2 protein-coding genes are annotated in these 1,119 nt (G+C 43.3%); one reads left to right on the top strand and one right to left on the bottom strand.

Features of this window, described 5'->3' with window-relative positions; translation table 11 throughout:
- Positions 1–189 (top strand): hypothetical protein (locus BLX24_RS33545; protein WP_218160744.1); only part of this gene is annotated, 189 nt, incomplete at its 5' end.
- On the opposite strand, the gene BLX24_RS30605 is transcribed toward BLX24_RS33545, so the two are convergent.
- Positions 181–1,119, bottom strand: a 939-nt coding sequence (locus tag BLX24_RS30605; RefSeq protein ID WP_218160745.1) for a phage tail-like protein, incomplete at its 5' end; no start/stop codon positions are given. The two genes, BLX24_RS33545 and BLX24_RS30605, sit on opposite strands and share 9 nt — an antisense overlap.

Raw genomic sequence — 1,119 nt, forward strand, 5'->3', positions numbered from 1 at the left:
AAGCTAGCCGATTGGGCAAGGCTACCCTCAATAAATACCGGCAAACACCCCAACAAACACAGCAAGTATTTGATTATCTGGTTACGAGTCATCGTTTTTTCATTTTATAAACAGTATATCGCTGGACTCTTATCTGTAATTATCCAGACTTATTTGATCCATTTTCTTAACCTGTCTGGATTAGTTTAAGCGCTGAGAAGTGACGTACATGTATAAATTAATGCCATCTGTTGTTGCGTGCCAGGTACAGTTATACCACTCTCCGTCGGAGAACGTTACCATCGCATTTACGTATTCTGCAGTGTTATTATTCGAGGTAGCGAAATTATCGTCACCATCAATTATATAGGAGTATGCATTAGGTGCGATGGTTGTACCTGCTCCGGCGATGTAAGCATCATTAGTAGAAAGTGCTGAGACAGAATAGGTAACCGGGTTTGCTGTCGTATTAAAAAATTTCGGAGCAACATTTTCTGCGGATTGAGTAGAGCGAATGAAGTCCAGACGTAACCCTCTGATAACGATTGCAGCAGGACTATTTGTTGCATTCGGAAATGCGGCTGTTCGTGTGGTAGCGGTTGAACTGTTTGATGATTTATTTGTCATTACCAACACCGTTTGGGTATTCGCTGTCCAGACGCTTAACGGTACTACTATTTTCGAGGTTCTGATTTCACCAACGGCAAACGGATTAGTTGGAACGGCATTATTATCTGAGCTTTTTACCAATCGTTCCCAATTCGTACCGTTCCACATGTAAATCGTATTGGCAGAAACGGCTGATGTTCCCGAACCGGCAGTGGCAGTATTATATACGACCATCCCGGCAGAAGGAGTACCCGCTAATCCCCAGGTTGTAGTTGAGGTTAGTGCAACACGGGGTAACATCATTCCCTTGTTAGTAGATTCCATTTCAATAACAGAACCGGGGTTTATCGTGGTTGGGTTGTTGCCCACTTTCAGCTGGGCAAACAGGGATGTTGAACAAATGGCAATGAGGCCAAAAGCGGCAACGATAGAAGCAAGAAAAGTAGTTGTTTTCATTGATGTTTTATCCGTTAGGTTGGCTTTTCCCCCCGTAAACGGGCAGGCAAAAGCACGTTGGTTTATGAATTTGAT

It is taken from the genome of Arsenicibacter rosenii (assembly GCF_001870735.1).
Classification (GTDB): Bacteria; Bacteroidota; Bacteroidia; order Cytophagales; family Spirosomataceae; genus Arsenicibacter; species Arsenicibacter rosenii.